At 36.2% G+C, this 23,132-nt stretch carries 20 protein-coding genes; 5 read left to right on the top strand and 15 right to left on the bottom strand.

The window, feature by feature from the left end:
- Positions 1–39: 39 nt before the first annotated feature.
- The 3 genes from PSR12_RS04020 to PSR12_RS04010 all read right to left on the bottom strand — a co-directional run bounded on the left by PSR12_RS04020 (position 40) and on the right by PSR12_RS04010 (position 2,855).
- The gene (locus tag PSR12_RS04020; RefSeq protein ID WP_004224606.1) at positions 40–942 is read right to left on the bottom strand and encodes a chemotaxis protein; all 903 of its coding nucleotides are present in this window, start codon (positions 940–942) and stop codon (positions 40–42) included.
- 65 nt (positions 943–1,007) lie between these two features.
- A complete protein-coding gene (locus PSR12_RS04015) occupies positions 1,008–2,330 on the bottom strand; it encodes an MFS transporter (RefSeq protein ID WP_274771738.1) in 1,323 nt (440 codons plus the stop codon).
- A gap of 204 nt (positions 2,331–2,534) precedes the next feature.
- The gene (locus PSR12_RS04010; RefSeq protein ID WP_221679573.1) at positions 2,535–2,855 is read right to left on the bottom strand and encodes a winged helix-turn-helix transcriptional regulator; all 321 of its coding nucleotides are present in this window, start codon (positions 2,853–2,855) and stop codon (positions 2,535–2,537) included.
- A gap of 156 nt (positions 2,856–3,011) precedes the next feature.
- Between PSR12_RS04010 and PSR12_RS04005 the strand changes: the two genes are divergently transcribed.
- Entirely contained in the window at positions 3,012–3,404 is a 393-nt protein-coding gene (locus PSR12_RS04005) for a DoxX family protein (RefSeq protein WP_221679571.1), read from the top strand.
- A 67-nt stretch (positions 3,405–3,471) separates the two neighbouring features.
- Here PSR12_RS04005 and PSR12_RS04000 read toward each other — a convergent pair whose 3' ends face one another.
- The 3 genes from PSR12_RS04000 to PSR12_RS03990 all read right to left on the bottom strand — a co-directional run bounded on the left by PSR12_RS04000 (position 3,472) and on the right by PSR12_RS03990 (position 5,100).
- Positions 3,472–4,338 carry an NAD(P)-dependent oxidoreductase gene (locus PSR12_RS04000; protein WP_221679569.1) on the bottom strand — a complete coding sequence of 289 codons (867 nt, stop codon included), beginning with the start codon at positions 4,336–4,338 and terminating at the stop codon, positions 3,472–3,474.
- A gap of 304 nt (positions 4,339–4,642) precedes the next feature.
- The gene (locus PSR12_RS03995) at positions 4,643–4,819 is read right to left on the bottom strand and encodes an aspartyl-phosphate phosphatase Spo0E family protein (RefSeq protein ID WP_004224595.1); all 177 of its coding nucleotides are present in this window, start codon (positions 4,817–4,819) and stop codon (positions 4,643–4,645) included.
- Positions 4,820–4,911: 92 nt separating this feature from the next.
- Positions 4,912–5,100, bottom strand: a complete 189-nt coding sequence (locus tag PSR12_RS03990) for a hypothetical protein (RefSeq protein WP_016992451.1) — start codon at positions 5,098–5,100, stop codon at positions 4,912–4,914.
- A gap of 123 nt (positions 5,101–5,223) precedes the next feature.
- Between PSR12_RS03990 and PSR12_RS03985 the strand changes: the two genes are divergently transcribed.
- The 3 genes from PSR12_RS03985 to PSR12_RS03975 all read left to right on the top strand — a co-directional run bounded on the left by PSR12_RS03985 (position 5,224) and on the right by PSR12_RS03975 (position 6,863).
- Positions 5,224–5,412, top strand: a complete 189-nt coding sequence (locus PSR12_RS03985) for a YkvS family protein (protein ID WP_004224583.1) — start codon at positions 5,224–5,226, stop codon at positions 5,410–5,412.
- A 79-nt stretch (positions 5,413–5,491) separates the two neighbouring features.
- On the top strand, positions 5,492–6,109 hold the full coding sequence (locus PSR12_RS03980) for a CPBP family intramembrane glutamic endopeptidase (RefSeq protein WP_221679565.1): 618 nt from the start codon (positions 5,492–5,494) through the stop codon (positions 6,107–6,109).
- Between the two features lie 61 nt (positions 6,110–6,170).
- Positions 6,171–6,863 (top strand): hypothetical protein, encoded by a 693-nt coding sequence (locus PSR12_RS03975; RefSeq protein ID WP_048391996.1) that lies wholly within the window; start codon positions 6,171–6,173, stop codon positions 6,861–6,863.
- Positions 6,864–6,947: 84 nt separating this feature from the next.
- On the opposite strand, the gene PSR12_RS03970 is transcribed toward PSR12_RS03975, so the two are convergent.
- Together PSR12_RS03970 and PSR12_RS03965 are read right to left on the bottom strand one after the other, a co-directional pair.
- Positions 6,948–7,394, bottom strand: a complete 447-nt coding sequence (locus PSR12_RS03970) for a MarR family winged helix-turn-helix transcriptional regulator (RefSeq protein WP_004224579.1) — start codon at positions 7,392–7,394, stop codon at positions 6,948–6,950.
- A gap of 122 nt (positions 7,395–7,516) precedes the next feature.
- Complete coding sequence (locus PSR12_RS03965; RefSeq protein ID WP_255600428.1) at positions 7,517–8,884, bottom strand: ATP-binding protein; 1,368 nt, start codon at positions 8,882–8,884, stop codon at positions 7,517–7,519.
- A 311-nt stretch (positions 8,885–9,195) separates the two neighbouring features.
- On the opposite strand from PSR12_RS03965, the gene PSR12_RS03960 reads away from it, so the two are divergent.
- Positions 9,196–10,935, top strand: a complete 1,740-nt coding sequence (locus PSR12_RS03960) for a B12-binding domain-containing radical SAM protein (protein ID WP_274771727.1) — start codon at positions 9,196–9,198, stop codon at positions 10,933–10,935.
- A 341-nt stretch (positions 10,936–11,276) separates the two neighbouring features.
- Here the strand turns inward: PSR12_RS03960 and PSR12_RS03955 are convergent, their stop codons facing one another.
- The 7 genes from PSR12_RS03955 to PSR12_RS03925 all read right to left on the bottom strand — a co-directional run bounded on the left by PSR12_RS03955 (position 11,277) and on the right by PSR12_RS03925 (position 23,060).
- Positions 11,277–12,632 (bottom strand): TrkH family potassium uptake protein, encoded by a 1,356-nt coding sequence (locus tag PSR12_RS03955; RefSeq protein ID WP_054549806.1) that lies wholly within the window; start codon positions 12,630–12,632, stop codon positions 11,277–11,279.
- 111 nt (positions 12,633–12,743) lie between these two features.
- Entirely contained in the window at positions 12,744–13,496 is a 753-nt protein-coding gene (locus PSR12_RS03950) for a TerC family protein (RefSeq protein WP_004224572.1), read from the bottom strand.
- 324 nt (positions 13,497–13,820) lie between these two features.
- On the bottom strand, positions 13,821–14,906 hold the full coding sequence (locus PSR12_RS03945; RefSeq protein ID WP_221679558.1) for an SDR family oxidoreductase: 1,086 nt from the start codon (positions 14,904–14,906) through the stop codon (positions 13,821–13,823).
- 19 nt (positions 14,907–14,925) lie between these two features.
- Complete coding sequence (locus tag PSR12_RS03940) at positions 14,926–17,979, bottom strand: efflux RND transporter permease subunit (RefSeq protein ID WP_274771726.1); 3,054 nt, start codon at positions 17,977–17,979, stop codon at positions 14,926–14,928.
- A gap of 195 nt (positions 17,980–18,174) precedes the next feature.
- Positions 18,175–19,752, bottom strand: a complete 1,578-nt coding sequence (locus PSR12_RS03935) for a peptide chain release factor 3 (RefSeq protein ID WP_004224564.1) — start codon at positions 19,750–19,752, stop codon at positions 18,175–18,177.
- Positions 19,753–19,887: 135 nt separating this feature from the next.
- Positions 19,888–21,354, bottom strand: a complete 1,467-nt coding sequence (locus PSR12_RS03930) for a UDP-N-acetylmuramoyl-L-alanyl-D-glutamate--2,6-diaminopimelate ligase (protein ID WP_274771725.1) — start codon at positions 21,352–21,354, stop codon at positions 19,888–19,890.
- A 317-nt stretch (positions 21,355–21,671) separates the two neighbouring features.
- The gene (locus PSR12_RS03925; protein ID WP_221679555.1) at positions 21,672–23,060 is read right to left on the bottom strand and encodes an aldehyde dehydrogenase; all 1,389 of its coding nucleotides are present in this window, start codon (positions 23,058–23,060) and stop codon (positions 21,672–21,674) included.
- Positions 23,061–23,132 lie beyond the last annotated feature (72 nt).

The raw sequence follows: 23,132 nt of genomic DNA, 5'->3' as shown, positions 1-23,132 counted from the left end.
CATTATTAAAATTGAGAAGTATCATGTAAGCCATGGTGATTACAGAATAAGTTGGTCAACACGTAAAATGAGCTCTGCAATCTCTGGCTTACTTATTTGATCCTCAGCCCCTACTTGATCACCTTTATGACGAAGGTCGTCTGTAATTAGACTTGAAAAAATGATAACAGGAAGCTTTTGAAGATCGGGATGCTCTTTGATTTTTCGTGTCAAATGATGGCCATCCATTTGTGGCATTTCAATATCCGTTACCACCAATTGAATATGCTCCGCTATGTCACTACCACTCTTCGCAATTCCCTCTAAGTATTCATAAGCATCGCGGCCATTTTCAAAGAATTCAACATTGTCATAACCAGCTTCATTCATTGTATCGAACAGTAATTTACGTAATAACGGTGAATCTTCTGCAATTAAAATTCTCTTTCCAGATCGCTCACGTTTACCGAGTTTTTTCACAGATTCCACACTAATTCCTGACGCAGGATTGATATCCACCATAATTCTTTCGAAATCTAGTAATAGAATCATTTGCTCATTCTGTTTAATCACACCGATTACTTGTGATGTACCTCCCTGATACATATCTGAAGGCTTTTCGATTTGATTCCAAGAAATTCGATGAATTTGTGTTACATTATCTACATGGAAAACGACACGTTGTTTATTAAATTCTGCTACAATATATTTTTGTTGTGGATTACGCTCAGCACCTTGAATCCCTAATACTCGTAGCATATCTACAACAGGTAATACCTCACCACGTAATTGAATGATTCCTTCTACATGCGGGTGCGCGTGTGGGATAAACGTTACTGGGATCGGTTGAATAATTTCTTTTACTTTAATAACATTGATGCCGAATTTATTGTTTGCTACTTCAAATTCAACAATCTCTAGCTCATTTGTTCCACTTTCTAATAATATTCCTTTATGTTCCAATGCAACCCCGCTCCTTTCTCTACATCTGTTTATAATTCAATTGTATCATAGGCAATACATTTCTCCTACTTGCTATTTCCATTTTTATCATTAACTTTTAGATGTACCAATAGACCAACGACCGTCATAACGATCAACGTTGATAATGCTACACGACTAGCAATAGTACCATAATCCTTCATCCACAATGTAACAGTTCCATATATGGCTGGACCAATAATGGAGGATACTTTACCTGAAAAAGCAAACAACCCAAAAAATTGTCCACGTTTTTCGTTCGGTGATAATTCAATAATATATGTCCGAGATGTCACCCACATTGAGCCAAGTGATATACCAAATAGACTACCAGCAAGCCAGAACATCCATTGTGCTGAAGCAAAAACAGCGAATATTAAAGCAACAATCATAATAAGTGCAACAATTGTAATGGCACGTTTAGCTCCTATTGATTTCGTAATATACCCAAAGGCAAGTGACCCAATGATTGTTGAGACAGTAGAGACCAAATAAAGAACGATAAATTGTCCAGAACTAAAGCCAACAATTGTTGTCGCATAAACAGCCATCATAGCAATCGTTGTAGCAATGGCATCATTTAGAAAGAAATAAGCAATCATAAAGGTAAAGATTGCTTTATATTGCTTCATATCTTTAAATGTTTGAATGATTTCTTTATAACCATCTAAAAACTTTAAGGACTTTCGTTGTGACTTTGGGATCGGCGTATCTTTATTAATTAAGAATAATGGCAATGAAAAGAGTAGATACAGAATGGCTGTTGGAATAAACGCTCGATGAAAATCGCTGTTACCAACATACAAGTAAACAAGTAATCCAAAAAGTGTACCAAGATATCCGATTGCAACACCATACCCTGAAATGAGGGGCATCTCTTCTTTTGTTCCTAGATCACCCATCATAGAATCGTAAAATACTAAACTTGAATTAAAGAAAAATTTTGCTATGACAAAACTTGCAACTACCAAAAATAAACTAAGAGGCACACCAGAGTAATTGACAGTGGTTTGTACATTCGCAAATATTCCCATCATAAACGTAAACAGAATAGATATGGATGCAAACCATACAATAAATCTCTTTTTATAACCTGTGTTATCAATCCACACACCGAAAAGGGGTGAAAAGATAACGAGCAACAAGCTTGCAATGGCATTTGCATAAGATATAAAGGTGCTCGCAACTTGTTGCATGATTTCATTTGTTCCTAAAACCTCATCCATGTAAAAGGGAAAAAATATTGTATTTATATTTGAAGAAAAAATTGTATTCGCAAAATCATAAAATGCCCATGAAAGTATCGGTAATGATAAATAAATGGCTAATTGACTTCGATGTTGTACGTCTATAGCTGTACTCTTCTTCATAATACCCTCCTCTCCATTCTCTATAATAAACAATTAATTTCTCTCTGAAATAAAAAATACCTTTTTTTAAAGAAAATTAATATTATTTACAATATAACAGTAAATTCACTGAAAAATAACTGCCAAATGGTCGATAATTGAACGCTTATTTTCTGTGTGAATCCCAAAAAAGGTATTCAAGCCCCTCGCTTGAATACCTTTTTATCATTCTATATCTATGGTTACCCATTCAGAGGACCAATGCTCGATCGCTTTAAGCACAGGTGCAATAGCATAACCCTTTTCCGTCAATTCATACTCAATGACAACTGGCGTTGAGGGAATTACTGTACGTAGCACTATTTGCTCAGTCTCTAACTCCTTTAAACGTTCTGTTAATACACGGCTACTAATATTCAGCTGATTTTTAATGGTCGAATACCTTTGCGGACCATCTAGTAGCTGATAAATAAGTAGCGTATTCCAGCGATGATTTAATATCATGAGTGCTTTTTCAAATCGTGGACAAATATTTTTTTGATCCAAATGACTTCCCCCCTTTGTAGATTATTTCCTATTTAACAGTATATCACTTTTTTAAAAAACCTGTTCTAAAAATACATTAAGTTACTTGACAAAAGTTGTTTTTAAAAATAAACTAAGTTACGAATTGTAAGCAAAAAGAAAAGGAGTTACTTTATTATGCAAAATATTGGTTCAACAATTTTACGTATCGTTCTAGGCGTTATTTTTGCAGTGCATGGTTTTCAAAAATTTCAAGGCGGTATTAGCTATACAGCTGACTTCTTTGATAGTCTAGGTATACCAGGATTTATGGCGTATATTGTGGCAATTATTGAGTTAGTTGGTGGAATTGCCATTATTTTAGGTTTAGCAACAAGAATATTTGGTGCTTTATTAACGATTACAATGATTGTGGCGATCTTTACAGCAAAGCTTAGCATCGGCTTTATCGGGGCAGATGGATTGGCTGGTTATGAATTAGATTTAGCATTAGGTGCAATAGCTCTTTACTTTGCTCTCGCAGGCGCATCCAGCTTCTCACTGGATTCTCAACTTTTCGGGAAAGAGTAAAACAAAAAAACCTGAAGGTCTCCCATTAAGGAGCCTTCAGGTTTCCTATTCATAATCGCATCGCAAATTATTTATAATACTTCAAGAGTGCTTGTGTACCATTATCACCATAGCCTGCTGCGATTAATTTCTCATACATTTCATAGGCTAATGCAAGTCCTGGTAATGTGATGTCCATTTTGTTTGACTCATCTAAAGCTATTTTCATATCCTTTACAAAATGTTTAATATAAAAGCCTGGTGCAAAATCTTCTTTTATCATACGTGGGGCTAAATTGCTTAAAGACCATGAACCTGCTGCGCCTGAAGAGATCGATTGTAATACGGTAGGTAAATCTAATCCTGCCTTTAGTCCATAAGCTAATGATTCACACACGCCAATCATACCAGAGGCAATGACAATCTGATTGCACATTTTTGCATGCTGTCCAGCTCCTGCTTCACCTTGATAAATTATATTACCTCCAAACTGCTTCATAATTGGCAATACCTTGTCGTATGTGATTTGATCACCACCAATCATGATCGACAAAGTGCCATTTTGTGCACCAATATCCCCTCCTGAAACAGGGGCGTCTAAAGCCTCTACTCCGATGGATTGAGCATGCATATAAATTTTCTTTGCTAAAGATGGCTCTGATGTCGTCATATCAATAACAATGTTGCCTTGTTCTGCTGTTTGGAAGAGGCCATTTTCCCCAAAATATACTTCCTCTACATCTGAAGGATAACCAACCATTGTAAAAGCAATTTCATGGTTTCTAAATGCCTCAGCAGGCGAGCTTGCCCATGATGCCCCTAAAGCAACAAGAGGTTCTGCTTTTTCTTGCGTGCGAGTATAGACAGTAACTTCATGACCATTTTTTAATAAATGCTTAATAATACTAGCACCCATTACTCCAGTTCCAATAAATGCAATACGTTTCTTTGTCATATGTACAATGCTCCTTTGTTCTAGAATGTCTGCACTCTCCATGAGAGTTCAACTCTATATCTTTTCAGTTTAGGTGAATGAATGGGATAATTCAAACTCTTCCCACAACTTGTACTAAAATTTATAGGTAGGGCATATATACCGAATAAGCAAAAAAAAAGAGAGCAAGTGATTGGGGGATCACTGCTCTAAAGGGGGAAATGAGAATGTTGCTGTGTTCATAGTAAGTTATTCCCCATTGAAATGCATTTTAAACATATATGTTAAAATGTTTTTTTACTCTGAATACTGGAACAATCTTTTGTTAGTCTTCTTGGTCTTTTTCTTCTTCAAATGCCATCTGTCTATAATAAGTATTCATTAACTGATCTAATCTGCGACTCAGTTGAATGGTTTTTGCATTTTGTAACCCGTTTTCTACACCTGAGCGAATCATCATCTCACGAGTTTGTTCCATTTGTTTCAAGAGTAGATTGACCATTCATACAACCCTCCACACACAAATAATCATACCATTATTATACATTTATATTTCATTTCTTACAGCATTAACTTACGACAATGTTCGACAAATTAACTTCTTGGTGTTTCAGTATAAGTATAGATAATTCGCCCATTTTGCTTGGCCTCACCTCTAAAATGTTTAAATAATGGGTGTTTTACAAGTATTTCTCTAAATTCGTAAAATTCTTCCTTTTGGATTTCAATACTTTCTCTTTCCCCATTTTGTAATTGTTTAAGCATATTTTCGTATTTTTCCATGAACTTTATTCCTCTCTTTTCCTCATTTGTGTAATAAATTATGAATTATTTAAAAAAAGCTTTACGTTTACCAATTTTTCATGCAAACTGTATATTATTAGTCGATGAAGGAGCTGACTGTCTGTGAAAATAGCTGAAGTTGGAAATATTATCGAGTTTAAAAATGGTCTCCAAGGTATTGTAGAAAAGGTAAATGAAAATTCGGTGATCGTTAATTTAACATATATGGAGAATTTTGATTCCCTTGAAATTGAAGAAAAAACGGTCGTCAATCATAAACGATATAAAATCTTATATACTAATGAAGCTTAATAGTCTGAATAGTCCCTATTTGTCTTAATAGATGATAAGGGACTATTTTTTTGATAAGATTAAGGTATGGAGGTCGAATATGCTAACAAATTCGAAACAAACAATACTATTTCTCCTTTCTTTATTATTCGTTTATGGCATGCTTGCTTTTACCTTTGCTAACCAAGCTGTATTTTGGTACATGTATGCATTCACTCTACTAGTATGTATTGCCATTGCCATCTTAGCTGGCTCCATTGAAGATCAATTACCTACATGGCAATTTTTACTCTTTGGTATTGGATACGGTACCATCACATATGGTATTATTCGCTTTGGTTACTGGCTCGCTCCATATATTAATAATAATCTAGTACAATCCGTTCAAAAATTTTTAGCAAGCTACGGACCACAAAATATCTGGCACTATGTTTTACTCGTATTTATCGTCGCTATAGGTGAAGAATTATTTTGGCGTGGTTATATCCAACAACAGTTAAAACGTTTTATGCGCCCACCGCTGGCTGTCTTAGTTACCGCAGTATTATGTGCTGTATCAATTGCCCTTAGCGGATTTATGCTTGGTGTCATTGCTGCATTGGTAACAAGCATTATTTGGGGCTTCTTATATGAATGGCGTAAAAGTATGCCACTTGTTATTGTAGCTCATGTCGTTTTTGTACTATTATTATTTTTAGTGTTACCTTTAACATCATAACATTAATATTTGGAAACATTTTATCTTTACTAACGTTTAATTTAGAAAAGGAGGGTTTTTTATGCAAAAAAAATTAGTTTCTATTCTTGCATTATTACTAACAGCCGTATTAGTTGTAGGTTGTAATACATCTGATAAAACAGGGGATTCAGATGCTCAGCAAAATGAGCCATCAAATACTGCTGCCGATCAAAAACCATCTGGAGATGATACAGCAGGTGAATCAAATGAGGAAGAAGAAGATACACCTGCATCAAATGATACAAATACAGAGGATGCTTCTAAACAGCCTCAACAAGATGTAAAATACGTCCAAAATGGTGTAGATAAAACAGAAAAGGCAACTGAATCTGCAAGTGTTGATCAAAGCTATAAACTACAACAACTTCCTGGGTTTACACTGACACAAGAAGAGCCTGGTAAAGACATGTTAGTGTCAAATGATGATGACGAAGTGTTTATGCGTATTGAAACAATTGAAGCTTCACAATCGAGCTTTGAAGAAGTAAAAACAACTATGCAAGATTATATGAACGCAGTGGGTGAAACAGTCGCTCTAACTGCTGAGGAATTAGCAGCATTCAAAGATGTTCAAAATATCGAGGGTTATGTTGTGGACTTCGACACTGAGAAAGTAATTGGGGTTGTCCTTGAGAAAGATGGTCTCATTACAAAATTAACTATTCATGATAATGATGAACAAGATTTAACAGATGCTATGCTTAATATGGCAGCAACTATATCTAAAAAATAATAAAATGCTAAGGACGATAGACATAGTCTATCGTCCTTCTATTTGATAACAAAAAAGTTGTCTCAAATCAATGAGACAACTTTTTTAATAAGATAGGTCCTTTATAGAAAGGCCAATTTTCTTCAATAACGTAATAGCTTGTTCTTTTTCTTCTGGGGATAGTACACTCATTAATTCATGCAAATGCTGTTCGTGTTTTGGGAACAGCTCTCCCATAAAAGCTTCACCTTCAGGGGTGATTTCTGCATACGTAACACGACGATCAGCAGGACAAGATACTCGTAATAAGTAACCTCTCTTCTCCAGCTTATCAATGACATACGTAATAGACCCACTGGCTAACAAAATTTTATTGCCAATTTGCTGTAATGGCTGTCTTCCTTTATGATAGAGAAGTTCTAGAACAGCAAATTCAGTTGGGTTTAAACCATTATCCTGAAATAATTGATGTGTTGTTTCATTAATTGCTTTTAGTGCACGTGATAATACAATATATAATTTTAAAGATTGTTTTAGATCTTCTGACGGCATATTCTTTTCCTCTCACTTCGCTCTTTATACATGACATTATAGCGACATTAGAAAAGCATTGTCAAAAGCAATATATAATTTAGAAGTTTTTGTTGATCATTATGCAACCATTTTTACTTTCTTTATGTTACTAAATAAGCAGAATCTTTTGTAGATACTTCCATTGTATCCATCTGATTAAACGTGTAAATTGGAAACTGCAGATGGAAGCATGTCCCCTTCTGTAGTTCGCTACTAACGCCAATTACTCCTTCATGTTCTTCAATCACCTTTTTCACGAAAGCAAGGCCCAGTCCTGTCCCTGTTGATTTTGTCGTGTAAAAAGGCTGGAATAGGTTTTGAAGTGTCGTGCTGTCCATGCCAACACCTTCATCTTTTATCATAAGTTCGACAATCGCACAGTCATTTGTTGCCATTTCGACGGTAATCGTACCACCATTGTTCATGGATTCCATTGCATTTTTAATTAAATTCATCAGCACTTGCTTTAGTCGATTCTCGTTGCCGCCAATATAGACTTGATTAGAGGTTGAAATATACTGAATCATAATATTTTTCATGAGTGCATCTGGTAGCATAAACTCAATGACTTGCTTTACAATATGATCCAGTTCTAATAATTCCACTTTCATCGTTGTTGGCTTAGACAACACTAATAATTCGGATAAAATTTGTTCCATCCGTTGAAGCTCACTGTCAATAACAGAGAGATACATGCGTGATTCATCATCAGCATTTAATTTTAGTAATTCTGTAAAACCCTTTAAAGAAGTTAATGGGTTACGAATTTCATGAGCAATGCTCGCTGCCATCTGTCCCACAACGTTTAATGCCTGCTGATGCTCAACTTTATGCTGAAGTTGCTTTTTCTCTGTTTCATCATTAATAACAGTGACAATAATATTATTGTATTCATCAAAAATACTTGAAATTTCATAATAGCAAGTTCTGCTAACTTGTGTTTCATCGACTACATGAATGCTTGCATGTTTTTCACCCATTAACTTAGAAAGGTAGGTTGTAATTTGCCCTTTTTTCAATGTAAATGAATCAAATATATGCTGATGCGCTTTATGAAGAAGTTGTGAATTTTCAACTTTCAGAAACATTTCGGCATATTTATTTAGCCCAAGAATAATACCACTAGCGTCACTAACAATAACAGCATAAGGTAAGTAATCGTAGGCATTAAATGATTGCGCTCTCTCATGTGCTTGGCTAACATATAACTTATGGGCAACATCATCATTTAATGTTGAAATTTGCGCAACAATTTCCTCTGTGTTGGGATCGTAAAAACATTTAAAAGATAACATTTCGTAGTCATTTCCAACTGTGCGAATATTGAAAATTTCCTCTGAACGTAAATCATTTTGTAACTGTTTGACGAACTTAGTCCATTTAAAATTAGATGGCTCGTCCATAGCTAAATAGCCAATATAGGTTAAATTAAGATTGAAAAGATTGATAGCAGCCTCATTGACGTTCAAAATTTTCCCTGCTTTATTGAGTATAAGTGTTGGTGACGAAGTACTTTTCATAAGATTTCCAAAACATTGATTAATATCATTTTGCTTCAACTTTCTCACCGAACCTTTCAAAAGAGTAAAAAACCTCTAAAATCGAATTTTGAGCCTTTACTATACTTTATGACAGCACGATTCTATTATTACAAAATTTAGTAAATTTAAGTATTTTAAATTATTTCACGAACCGTTCACAAAATAAATAGGTAAAAAGAATTATATTGTATGTCAGATACTTGACTGATACAATAGGATGTTGAAAGGAAGATTATTGCATGAATACTATTTTAACTACTTTGAATGCAAAGTATATTCACACAAATTTAGCATTGCGCTATTTAAAAGGCGCAGCTTTACCGGAGTTTAATCCAATTATAGCAGAGTATACTATTAAAGACCCTGCTTTTAATATTGTATCAGATTTATTCCAAAAAAAACCTGATATCGTTGGATTTAGTTGCTATATCTGGAATATCGAAGAAACCATTCACGTTATCAAAATGTTAAAAACTGTCTGTCAAAATGTTAAAATTCTGCTCGGAGGACCTGAGGTTTCTTATGATTGTCACCATTGGTTACGTCGAATACCTGAGGTAGACTTCATTGTGATGGGCGAAGGAGAAACTTCATTTAAGCAATTACTGCGCTACTTCCACGGTGAAATATTGTTAGAAGATGTTCCTGGTATTTGTTACTTAGAGGACGAAAAAGTCAAGATTCACGCTATGCCACCTAAAATTGATTTGCGCGAATTACCAAGTCCTTTTCGTTTTGAGGAGGATCTACCCTATCTAGGTAAGCGAATTCAATATATTGAAACAAGCCGAGGTTGCCCATTTAGCTGCCAATTTTGTTTATCTTCTATTGAAGTTGGCGTCCGATACTTTAACCGTGAAAAAATAAAAGAGGATATTCGTTTCTTAATGGATAACGGAGCTCGAACAATTAAATTTGTGGATCGCACCTTCAACATCAGTCGTAGCTATGCAATGGAAATGTTCCAATTTTTAATTGATGAACACAAACCAGGTGTTGTATTCCAATTTGAAATCACGGCTGATATAATGCGCCCTGAAGTTATTCAATTCTTAAATGATAATGCACCAAAAGGTTTGTTCCGATTCGAAATAGGTGTTCAATCTACGAACGATTTAACAAATACTCTTGTAAAACGTCGTCAAAACTTTGAAAAACTAAAGCGAACAGTAACTATGGTGAAAGATGGCGGAAAAATAGATCAACATTTAGATTTAATTGCTGGTTTACCAGAGGAAGATTACGCTAGTTTTCGTCAAACCTTTAATGACGTTTTTGCAATGCGGCCAGAGGAATTACAGCTTGGATTTTTGAAACTTTTACGCGGCACAGGACTTCGATTAGAAGCCGAAAAGTTTGGCTATACCTATGTGGATCAATCTCCTTACGAAATCTTTTCAAATAATGTTCTAACATTTGATGATATCGTTCGCATTAAACATGCAGAGGATGTTCTTGAAAAGTATTGGAATGATCACCGCATGGATCATACGATTGAATACTTGGTTACAGAGGTCTTTGATACACCATTTGATTTCTTCCAAAACTTCGGAACATATTGGGAAACAAAAGGTTGGTCTCGTATTGGCCATCAGCTAGAGGATTTATTCCGTCGTTTATTAATGTTTTTAGAAACGGTTGATGATGTGAATTTAAACATTGTCCAGAGTTTAATGCAGCTTGATTACTTAATGGCTCAGCAGTTCCAACCACGGAAGCTATGGTGGAATGAGCGTCCTACAGAAGAGCAACAAAAAGCTCTTTATCACGCTTTACGAGAAGATCCAGCTATCGCAGGCGAGGAATTTGCTAACTTTAAGTTAACTGAAAAAGAGTTGTTTAAGCATACCTTGATTATCCCTCATGCTCTTGACTACCAAGAGTTTGCAAATGGCAAAATTGTACAAAAAAATGGCTATCTGTTAACCTATTTCCGACATGGTCAAGCACCTTACTTTGCAACAATCTACTCTAACTAATAAGAAACGCTAGTCCTGTGATAACTATCAGGACTAGCTTTTTTTATTACTTAAACGATTCTTAAATCCTCATAGTAACAATAAATACTGCTAAATTTATTCTTTCTTCGCTACATTGTTCGGTTAGTTAAGTACTCATAGCCAGCCTTACTAATATAGGTCAAATTACTCAAACAAAGTTTGGTGGAACTTTGTAAAAAATACCCAAAAAACATTCTATCCAATCAGGAAATAAAAGTTTAAATTTTTTGAATATTTTATGACAAGATAATAATTTCTTACTTTTATATGAGGTATACGATGGAATTTTCCTTACTTAATGCCCCACATACTTTAAAAATTTAACCAATAATTACTCGCTCCTTCGGATAGTGGAAGCCTGATTTCTTTCCTCTTCCGCCACCCCCAAGAGTATAAAGGAATGAGATTAATCCAACTCGACCAATAAACATTAAAATAATGATAATGATTTTACCAACCACTGATAAATCAGAGGTTATGCCTAACGACATACCACATGTTCCGAACGCTGAGGTAATTTCAAAAATAATTTGAATAAGAGATGCATGTGGCTCTGTTATAAGCAAGATAAGGGTTGCAACTAATACCATGAAAAAGGCTAATAATATTACAACAAATGATCGGAAGACATCAATCAAATGAATTTCTCGTCCAAATACTTGAATATCCTCTCTTCCTCTAGCAAAGGTAATTAAGAATAAAATGGCCAAGGCAAAAGTTGTGGTACGAATACCTCCACCAACTGAGCTCGGGGAAGAGCCAATGAACATTAGGAAGCTCATGAAAATATCTGTAGCTTCACTAAAAGTCGTGACATCGTAAGTAGTCAGTCCAGCTGATCTCGTTGATACAGAATGGAACATTGCTGAAAATAATGCCTCATGCCAAGACATTTCCTTAAAAGAATGAAATGATTCAAGGAGTAAAATGACAAGCGCACCAACTATAAATAAAATGGCGTATGTTGAAGTAGTAATTTTAGTAAATAAACTAAAACGGAAATTCTCGCGTCGATTAAGCAAAAAAGTCTTCAATTCAATTAATACTGGAAATCCGATAGCACCTAATACAATCAGTACCATGGTAACCATCTGTACAAAATAATCATCATGGAATGGGAGTAAGCTCATTCCCGTTATATCGAATCCTCCATTTGTCGTAGCAGAAATAGAGGCAAAAATTCCATGTAAAAAGGCTTCTTCTAAGGTATCAAAATAATTGGTAAAATGTAGCGTTAAAATAATGGTACCCGTTAATTCAATGCCAAATAAAATTTTTAAAATTTCGCGGATTAACTTAACTACACCAGAGACACTGTACTGGTTATGATCAATCATGATTAACTGACGCTCACGCATGCCTATTTTTTTCCCAACAAGCAGCCACACAAAGGTACCAAGTGACATAATACCAATGGCACCTAACTGTAAAATAACAAGAATCATTACAAGCCCAAAGGTAGTATAGGTTTCCGAAATATTAATTGTTGTTAGCCCAGTAACACTTACTGCACTTACTGCTGTAAACAAGCTATCTAAAAAAGAGACTTTTACACCTTCTTGATGAACGCCTGGAAGCCGTAATAACAGGAAGGAAATCGCTATCGCTATAAAATAATAAGAAACAAGTACCTGAAATGGTGTGACTAGTTTATTTGATGATTTTTTCCAAGGCACTTTAACAACTCCTCCCACATATGATGTCCAACTAGATAGATTATAGTATAGAAAAAATATATAAAAAAAGAAAGAGGAATAGTGATAACTATTCCTCCAACGTTCATATACTTATTTTTTCTTTCTTACACCGACTAAATAGCCGACAAAAGCAATACCAACTAGGACAATCCAGAATGTTAACTCCCATGCCGTGGAATGTGGAAATTCTTTAGGCAATATCCCCACCTTCTCATGTGCCAATGTTAAGACAACTAGCTTCACACCTACCCAGCCAACGATTAGAAATGCCGCTGTTTCAAGTGAAGGGTAATCATTTAATATTTTTACAAACCATTGGGCAGCAAACCGCATCATAATGACACCAATAAATCCGCCAAGGAGCATTACAATGAACTGACCGCCATTGATACCACCAATATCAAATTCACCTAAGTGTGGCAAAGTTACAGCAATTGCAACGGCTGCTAGCATCGAATCAATAGCAAATGCTATATCGGCCGCCTCTACCTTTAGTACTGTTAACCAGAAACCAGAACCTTTTTTTCCAGCATTTTCAGTTGCTTCTTCTTCATCTTTATGTTTCCGTAAATCATATATATTTTTCGCAGACATAAACAATAGATAAGCTGCACCGACCGCTTGGATTTGCCAATAATTTACTAAAACTGTAATAACAAATAATGCGGAAAATCGGAATATCAATGCTCCAAATAGTCCATAAAATAACGCCTTTTTTTGCTGCTCTTGTGGTAAATGCTTCACCATAACAGCCATTACTACCGCGTTATCAGCTGCAAGTAATCCTTCTAATACAACAAGGACAATTAACACCCAGCCATATTGTAATAAAATCGCTTCCATTCTAGTGCCTCCTCTAAGCTCTCTATACCCTCAATGACCCTGTCATCCAAGTATAAAAGAAAAAAACCCCTGCCCTAATTCAGGCAAAGGTCTCGCTAAGTAAATTCGTACCCTTTCTATTTATGGTACTTCAATCTACACGTTATACGTATAGAGCCATTCACTATCACACCCGATGGTTGTACCATGTATTGACGAATGTGAAACCAGGTAAAGTTAATTGCCTGTTAGCTACTCCCCTTTGACAAATTGTCGAAGGTATCTTCTTTCAAATATTATAGCACTATCATTTACAGCTGACAAAAATATCTATATGTTTTTTCGTTACTTAATCTGAATTTGATAGCTCTTCTCTTCCTTATGTGCTAAATAAAACTCAATCATTTTTGGCATCGTCTGTATAAAATCAGGGCATGTAATACCCCCTTTTTGTAAGATATGATGTGCTTCAGTCGTATCAAATGAGGCATTCCATGTTAAATAATCTAATGTTTCTTGTTCAACACCTAATTTTTTTCGAATAAATGGAATTTGCAACGATAGCTTAGCCAATATAAATGGTAAACGTCCTTTTGGATAAGAATTTGTAACTAGTTTCACCATTGTACGGTATACCTCCTGTACAGGGTGAGGATTAGGATCAGTTAAATGAAGTGTCTTCCCTTCTGCACTCTGTTCATTAACCAGAAAAGTAGAAGCATTTATAATATAATCAACTGGCACTACATTAATCGTCGATGTAGTTTGACCAATATACGGAATAAAAGGTAAACCCTTTAAACGTTCAACTAAGTTTAAAAAGAAATAAGGACCATCAAATTTAATGGTTTCACCAGTTTGGGAATGACCTCGAACAATTCCAGGTCTAATTATTGTCAACGGTATTTCCGATTTTAAATCTTCTACTCGGTGCTCAGCCTCATATTTTGTTTCCTCATAGTGGTTTTTAAATGCCCTTGGTCGAATTAATTCATTTTCACGCAGTACGCCCTCACGTGTACCAGCCACATAGGCAGTGCTGAAATACATATAGCGCTGTAAATTAGGTAAGGTGCGAACAAAATCATTAACCATAGTTGTACCATGAACATTTACCTTCCAAGCAATGTCACGTGGTACAGCTAAATCATAGATAGCAGCTAGATGCCAAAGCATTTCAATTTGCGGTACGATTTCTTTGGTGGTTTGATTTTCTAATCCAAGGTTTGGTAGTGTAATATCGCCTTCCACAATTCGAATCGAACAGTCAGGAAAATCCTCTAATATTTTGTTTTTTTCTTTATGTGCCTTTATGGTTTCACCTGCCAATACGATTGCAATTACTTGTTGTGCTTGTTTCTTTTGAAATAATGCTCGGATTAGTTGACTTGAAATGAAACCAGGAAAACCTGTAAAAAAATGAACCTTCATCTCCCATTCCCCCTTGAACCTAATGCATCTTTCTTGTTTCTTTATCCATTAAACTGTAAATGATCGGTACAATATACAGCGTCAGTAAAGTTGAGGTCACAAGCCCTCCGATAACAGCAATCCCCATTGGCTGATTCATCTCGGTCCCTTCTCCAATGCCCAGTGCGAGTGGTAATAGCCCTAAAATAGTTGTTAAGGCTGTCATTAAAATTGGACGTAGCCGATCTTGGGTAGCAAGTAAAATTGCCTCATAAGCTGGCATGCCTATTGCTTTTTGCTGATTAATATAATCAACCAGCACAATACCGTTATTTACGACTATTCCTACTAGCACTAAGATACCGATAACTGAGGTTACACCAATTAAAGTATTTGTTAGGAACATAGCTATCGCAACACCAATAATCATTAATGGGACGGTAAACATGATCACAAATGGATATTTAAATGACTCAAATTGAGCTGCCATCACAATATATACAAGCACGATTGCTAGCATCACAGCTAGTAACATATCATCGATTGCACTATCATAGAGCTCTCTGTCCCCACTGAACACAACTTGAGTAGTAGATGGTAAATTAACTTGTTCTAAGGCTTTATCTACTTTTGCTGAGATTCCTCCGAGCGATTCCTTTGTTTCATAATCTACAAAAAAGGCAACTGCTGCTGCTTGATCAGAACGACGAATGGATACCGGCCCCTCTTGCATAGAAACAGTAGCCACTTCCTCTAATTTTACAAATAATCCTGCTGGCGAACGTAGCTGCATGGCTTTTAAAGCATCTATACTCGTATTAAATGACTGCCCAAAGCCTGTATAAACGGGTAATACTGCGCCGTCATCAGTAGTCAATTGGGACGTTAATTGACCTTTTGTCATTTGATTTACAGTTTGAGCGATTTGTGCTGGAGCAAGACCATAGTCTTTTGCTTTTTCACGATTAACCTCAATTTGAATCTCTTGAACAGTAATATCTAAATCCGTAGAGACATTTGTCACTTGCTGAATCGCTAGTAGTTCTTGCTTCACTTTCTTAACAGTTTGCTGTAGCCTCTTTTCATCAGAGTCTGTTAAACGGAATGTTAAGGTGTGTGGTGACGAACCTGTAGCTGTCGATACATTAAAAGTAATTTCAGCTTGCTCTCCAAGCTCTTCCTGTATATCTTGTTCTAGTTCTTCCACAAATTCGAAAATGGAGCGTTGCCTTTCTGCTAATGGGACAAGTTTTACATACATCTCAGCTTGATTGGCGTTAGTTTGTCCACGTGCTTGGGATTGTTGTGTACCGCCAATTAAACTAACATACACATCTACATCCTTTTCCTGTTTTAAACGTTCCTCAATTTGCTTAACAATCTTTTCCGTTTCTGATACAGCGACACCGTTTTCGAGATTGACACTTATAGAGGTGAACCCCTCATCTGTAGGCGGTAAAAATTCAGTACCTATTCTAGTCAGTCCAAACAAAGAAAGACTAAAGCATACAACTGTAAAAAGTAGTATAAGCATTCGATGCTTTAGTACCCATACAATAGACGCCTTGTAATGCCTATAAAATTGGGACTTACTGCGTTGTACATAAAAATTACTGTTTTTCATTTTTAAAAGTCGACTTGCTAGCATCGGAACGACTGTAAGCGCTACTACTAAAGAGGCAATTAAGCTGAACGAGATTGTTAAGGCAAACTCTTTAAAAATTTGACCAATCAATCCTTCGATGAACATAACAGGGATGAATACTGCTATTGTGGTTAAAGTGGAAGCTGTAATGGCAAGGGCTATTTCCTTTGTGCCTTCCTTTGCTGCAGTAATCGGGTCCTTTTCTAGTCCTAGATGTCTTTCTATATTCTCAATAACGACTATGGCATTATCCACAAGCATACCAATCCCAAGTGCCAGAGCACCTAATGTCATAATATTGAGGGAAAAATTCGCAAAAAACATCAAAACAAATGTGACAATAACGGAATAAGGAATCGCAATACCAATGATGATCGGACTCTTTACGCTACGTAAAAAAACAAATAGGATGAACATCGCAAATAATCCACCTAAGAGTAAGGAAGATCCAATATTACTAATCGCTAAATCCACATAATTTCCTTGATCAACTAAAATATCTGCTGTGATTCCTTTATACTGTTCTTTCTTTAGTAATGCCTCTAAGGATTTTTGGAAATTTTTAGAAACCTCCGCTGTATTTGCACCAGATTCCTGTAATACAGACATAAGAACTGCTGGATGCTCATTTGCACGTGTTGTGGTAATAGATTGTTGTTCTGTCCTCTCAACGGTTGCAAGATCACCAATGGTTAATGATTTGCCTGTTAAAGGGTCCACCGAAACAATTAAGTCGGCAATGCTTTCCGGAGAAGATAATGTGCTAACTATACGTGTTGTTAGCAATTTTCCATCATCTGTTGAAACAGGCTCACCAGGAAGAGACACATTATTCGCTTGAACTATTTGCATCACATCTGTCTGTGTCAAGCCTTTTTCAACTAGCTTTGCTTCATCCAATGTTATTTGGATTTCTTCAATCAATTTGCCAGAAACATTCACACTGGCTACACCCTCTGTCCGTAATAGCTCTTTCTCTAAGTGCTCTGCTAATACACGTACATCTACTTGATTATTTTCTGCACGCAAAGATAGCTGAATAATGGGAAATTGAGAAGGATCAAATTTTAGGAAACTCGGCTTGCCAGCATCATTAGGCAATGGGGTCATATCAATTCGCTGTAAAATATCAAGTTGTACAACATCCATATTTGCGGACCAGTTGAACTCAAGCACAATTAAATTGGAGCCTTCCTGTGAGGTTGACTGGATTTTTTTGATACCAGGTAAGGTAGCAAGTGTAGCCTCTAATGGCTTCGTTATCTTTTCATTTACCTCTGTCGGGCTTGCCCCAGGATAAGAGGTGACAACCACTCCAATAGGAGGATTTAACTCTGGAATTAACGTAATTGGTATTTTTAATAAAGATACACCGCCTAGTATGATGACTAAAAGCATAGTAACAATCGTAAAGACAGGTCTTTTAATGGAAAAATGACTAATATTCATCTAAACAAACTCCTTTTCTACCTCTTCCTTTCTATCATAGCCGAAAAGGAGATTATTTTATAATTAAGCTCCCGTTATTGAGATACTACCTCTAAGGAAATTTATATTTCCTAATAATGTATATATTCTACAAACAGTGTCATTTTTCCTTGCAAAAAAACACGAATCGCAAAATTGTCGATTCGTGTTTTATGATTATAGAAGGCTATAAAGTTGAATGTTTTCGTTTTTATCTGCAAACCAACGCATAGCGAACTCATTTTCAAATAGAAAAACAAGATTGTCAAAACGGTCTTTTACAAGCATTGATCGACCTGATGACATTGATTCTTTGACATCCTCTTCATTTTCAATCCAGCGCGCGATTTTCGAACCAATAGGCTCCATTTTTACTTCCACATTGTATTCATTTTTCATACGATGTTCAAATACTTCAAATTGTAGTTGACCAACTGCTCCAAGTATAACTTCCTCTGTATGCAGCGTTTTATAGTATTGAATAGCACCCTCTTGCACTAATTGTAAAATCCCTTTATGGAATTGCTTTGATTTCATAACGTTCTTCGCCGTTACGCGGACGAATAATTCTGGTGTAAACTGTGGTAATTTTTCAAATTGGAATGTTTTCTTGCCACCTACAACAGTGTCGCCAATTTGGTATGTTCCTGTATCGTACAAACCAATAATATCGCCAGCAACTGCTTCATCTACTGTCTCACGATCGTCTGCAAGGAACTGTGTAGATTGTGTGACTTTAAATGACTTTCCTGTACGAGATAACGTCATATTCATCCCACGTTCAAATTTACCAGAAACAATACGTACAAAGGCAATACGATCACGGTGTGCTGGATTCATATTGGCCTGAATTTTGAAAATAAAACCTGAAAACTCATCATGCTCCACAGGATCAATAAACTGTTCATCTTCAGTAATTCTTGGCTGCGGCGTCGGTGCGAATTGTAGATAAGTTTCAAGGAAAGTTTGAACACCAAAGTTCGTTAATGCTGAACCAAAGAATACAGGTGTTAATTCCCCACGACGTATTTTTTCCTCAGAATAGGCATTCCCCGCTTCATCTAAAAGTAAAATATCGTCCATTGCTTGTGAATAATAAGAAGTCACCTTCATTGGATGCTCTACAGCAAGCTCCCCATTGTCGTCTATTGGTAAGAAACGCTCCGCTTCATCTGTACGGAATTGCTCAATGCGTTTATTGTAACGATCATAAATACCAAGGAACTCTTTACCCATACCGATTGGCCAGTTCATAGGATATGCATTGATACCTAATACCTCTTCAAGCTCTTCAATCAATTCAAGCGGCTCTTTCCCTTGACGGTCTAACTTATTAATAAATGTAAAAATAGGAATACCACGCATCTTACAAACCTTAAATAGCTTTAAAGTCTGTGCCTCGATCCCTTTCGCAGCATCCACTACCATGACAGCACTATCTACAGCCATCAATGTACGATATGTGTCTTCTGAGAAATCTTGGTGACCAGGGGTATCCAAAATATTCACACGAGAACCATTATAATCGAATTGCATGACAGATGAAGTAACCGAAATCCCACGTTGTTTTTCGATCTCCATCCAGTCCGATGTTGCATATTTACCTGTTTTTTTCCCTTTTACTGTACCTGCATCACGAATGGCACCACCAAAAAGTAAAAGCTTTTCTGTAATCGTCGTTTTCCCAGCATCAGGGTGACTGATAATGGCAAAAGTACGACGCGATAGTATATCTTTTTCTAAATTTGAATTCATCTCGTCATTCTCCTTTTTTCATACTTAATAATAATAAAAGAAGACTTGCCTTTCGTACAACCTTTTTACATGAAATCTCAAAAAAGAAAACCCTTTAGTTACAACTAAAAGGGTTTCCTAAGAGTTTAGCTTTCATCACACGAATTTTAATCGGCCTGCTTCTATCGCAATTTCTGCATCACTATGTGGAAATTTGGTATTTTCGATAATTTGGTAATCCTCATGACCTTTACCAGCAAAAATAATCATGTCACCTGGCTCAGCAATTTCAATCGCATGGCGCACTGCCTCTGCACGATCTCCAATACAAGCATAATTATCATGAAGCATTCCTTTAGCAAGATCGCCTGTAATACTATCATAGTCTTCATAGCGAGGGTCATCTGTCGTTAAAATGACATATTCCGCAGCAGACGCTTTCTCAGCCATGGCAGGACGCTTCGATTTATCACGATTGCCACCTGTTCCAACTAAGAAAATCAGCTTGCCTTTTTTATAAGGTTGCGCTGCTTCAATCGCCTTTTCAATTGCATCTGGAGTATGGGCATAATCAATAAAAATTTGCACAGGTAGATCTGAACATACTTTCTCCATACGACCCTTGACTGGCGGTAGTTGCTCAATTTGTTCAATAATGGACTCCATTGAATAGCCCCTACCATAAAACGCAATCATGGCTGCCAATACATTATAAATATTAAATTCCCCAAGCAAATTCATTTTTACACGATAAATTCCTTCAGGCATTTCCACGTCAAATGATGTCATATAGTCGTGATACTCACAGTTAATGGCGCGGAAATCAGCATTTTCATTTTTTAAACCATATGTCCACACTGGAAATGGTGTCATTGCAGCATATCTCTCTGACCAAGCATCGTCAGCATTCAACACAACAAATTTACTTTTTTCTAAATCTTGTCCAAGTTGGGAAAATAATAAGCCTTTTGCATGGCCATATTCCTCCATCGTACCATGGAAATCAAGATGATCGTGCGTTAGATTCGTAAAAATAGCGATATCATAATCAACACCTGCTAAACGTCCAAGTGCTAACCCATGTGATGAAACCTCCATTGTCATTAATCGACAGCCTTCCATTTTTGCACGGAAAATCATTTGTTGTGTCGATAACGCATCACTCGTTGTATTAGCTGATTCATATAAAATTCCATTTAAATTAAAGCCAATTGTACCGGATAAAGCCGATTTCTCGCCCATACCATGCATTATATTTTGAATAATTCCTGTTACAGATGTTTTACCATTCGTTCCTGTTACACCAATCATCGTTATGTCCTTAGAAGGATAATCAAAGAACTTTGCAGCTAGTAAACCTACTGCACGATCTGTATCTTTCACAATCACTTGTGCAATCTTCTCTCCTAGCGGTAATTCTCGTTCCGTCACAACAATTGTTGCGCCACCATCTACAGCCTTTTGCGCATAATCATGCCCATCTACTGTATAACCTTTGATACAAACAAACATGCTATTTGGTTGCACACTTCTTGAATCTATTACGATATCGCTAACCTGATCTGGCAGCACGCCAATTATTTTTTTCAAAGGTAATGCGCTTAACAATTCCTCTGCATACATTTCATAGTCCTCCAATCAATCTCTACACTCATGTCATCATTCTTAATAATCGACAAAAAACGACAATGTGAAATCCCCCACGTTCTATTGAACTTATTTTACTACTTATTTCATGATAAATAAAATGCCTCTCTTGTGTTTTTTCAACGAAAACGCTTTCATTCGAAGAAAAAATCATGTTTTCTTCAAATTTTCATTTATAATCACCAATCGGCATTTTTCGACATAACGAGAAAGAGTTATTTAGAGAACAATTGTCTATGCACCTTAAGCTTATAGTGACAATGGAGGCATCAGAAGATACCTCCATTTTTAAGCTATTTCATAATTGAGCGCACAATTTTCACTTTCTGTTTATATGGCGGGAATAACACATTTGTCTCCAGCTTGGAAGATTTCTTCAAGATAGATTTCGGGTGAGTAAAGTTTTCAAAGCTCGCTTTGCCATGGTATGCTTTCACACCTGATGGACCTACACCACCAAATGGTAAATGTAAATTTCCAACATGTGTGATGGTGTCGTTAATACACCCCCCACCAAACGGTAATTCTTCCAAAAAGTATTGCATAGCTTTTTCATGTTCTGAGAAGAAGTATGCCGCTAAAGGCTTCGGTAATTGTCTGATTTGATGAATGGCAAGTGGCAAATCATTATACATCATAACAGGTAAGATAGGACCAAATAGTTCTTCCTGCATTGATGGACTTGTCCACTTTACATATTCAACGATTGTAGGTTCAATATATAAATCATCCCGATCTATTCGTCCACCATATGTAATGGCATCACGTTCTTCCACAATTATTTGCTGTAAACGATCAAATTGCTTTAAATTGACGATACGCCCATAATCAGGGCTTTTTAAAGGGTTTTTGCCATAAAACGAACGGATTGTTTCTTTTAATATTTTCATAAAACGATCATAAACGTCCTTGTGTACAAGCAGATAATCAGGGGCCACACATGTCTGTCCAGTATTAGTAAATTTACCCCATACAATCCGCTTTGCCGCTACCTCTAGATTTGCTGTTTGATCGACAATTGCTGGACTTTTGCCACCAAGCTCTAAAGCAACTGGTGTCAAACGTTCTGCAGCAGCTTTTGCTACTACTTTACCAACGGCCACACTACCTGTAAAAAAGATATAATCGAAGGAAGCATGAATAAGAGCCGTAACCTCTTCCTTTTCACCTTCCACAACACGTACATATGAAGACGGGAACGTTTCCTCAATGATCTTTTTCACAATGGCTGCTGTGTGTACAGAGGTTTCTGATGGTTTGACAATTGCAGTGTTTCCTCCAACTATGGCACCAATTAGTGGCTCCATTACAAGTTGGAATGGATAATTAAATGGCCCGATAATTAATGTTACGCCATAGGGCTCACGAACAATAAAGCTCTTTCCCATTTGATATTGTATCGGTGTTTTGACTGCTTCCGGTTCCATCCATTCCTCAACATGTTTTACCATATATGAAATACTATCTAATACAATGCCAATTTCTGTTGCATACGCCTCAAATTCACTTTTACGAAGGTCTAAGTAAAGTGCATTCAATATTTCCTTCTCATATTTCAAAATTGAAGTTTTTAAGTTCTTTAATTGCTCTTTTCTAAATTTCACACTTTTTGTAGCACGGGAAAAATAAAATTGACGTTGCTCTGTAATCATATTTTCCACATCTTGTGACGTAAAATTCATCAATAAAGCACCCCTTTTTTAAAATGGCATACATAGTTTTTTCATTTTGAAACAAACTATCTTTGTCTATAC

The sequence above is a fragment of the Lysinibacillus sp. G01H genome (genome assembly GCF_028872195.1).
In the GTDB taxonomy this organism is placed as follows: Bacteria; Bacillota; Bacilli; order Bacillales_A; family Planococcaceae; genus Lysinibacillus; species Lysinibacillus capsici.
This window is presented reverse-complemented; position numbering and strand designations above follow the sequence as displayed.